The organism is Polaromonas sp. P1_G2 (assembly GCF_056405515.1).
Genome location: NZ_JBFUBY010000964.1, coordinates 1 through 496 on the forward strand (window position 1 = coordinate 1; position 496 = coordinate 496).

1 protein-coding gene is annotated in these 496 nt (G+C 61.5%); it reads left to right on the forward strand.

The genetic code is table 11. The annotated features are described in order from the left end of the window. Positions 1-441 (forward strand): SPFH domain-containing protein (locus AC1D0P_RS28565; RefSeq protein WP_477679818.1); only part of this gene is annotated, 441 nt, incomplete at its 5' end. Positions 442-496 lie beyond the last annotated feature (55 nt).

Sequence of the window (496 nt, forward strand, 5' to 3'; positions counted from 1 at the left end):
GCCCAGTCCCTTGGCCTGACGATCACCGATGTCCGCATCCGCCGCACCGACCTCACCAAGGAAGTGTCGCAGCAGACCTATGACCGCATGAAGGCCGAGCGTCTCGCCGAGGCCGAAGCGATCCGCGCCCGCGGCAATGAAGGCGCGCAACGCCGTCAGGCCGTCGCCGACCGCGGCAAGGTGGAAATCATTGCCGCCGCAGAAAAGGACGCGCAGATCCTGCGCGGCCAAGGCGACGCCGAGCGCAACCGGGTTTTTGGCGAGGCTTTCTCCCAGGATCCGGAATTCTACGCATTTTACCGGTCGATGACTGCCTATGCGGACGCGTTCAGCACACCGAACACGACTCTGGTGCTGCCGCCGGATTCGGAGTTCTTCCAATATTTCAACAGTGAGCTGCCGAAGAACCCGGCCCAGACGACGACACCCGCCAGCAAATGACCGATTTCCTCACCGGAATCGCTTTTTTCCTGGTAATTGAGGGACTGCTCTATGC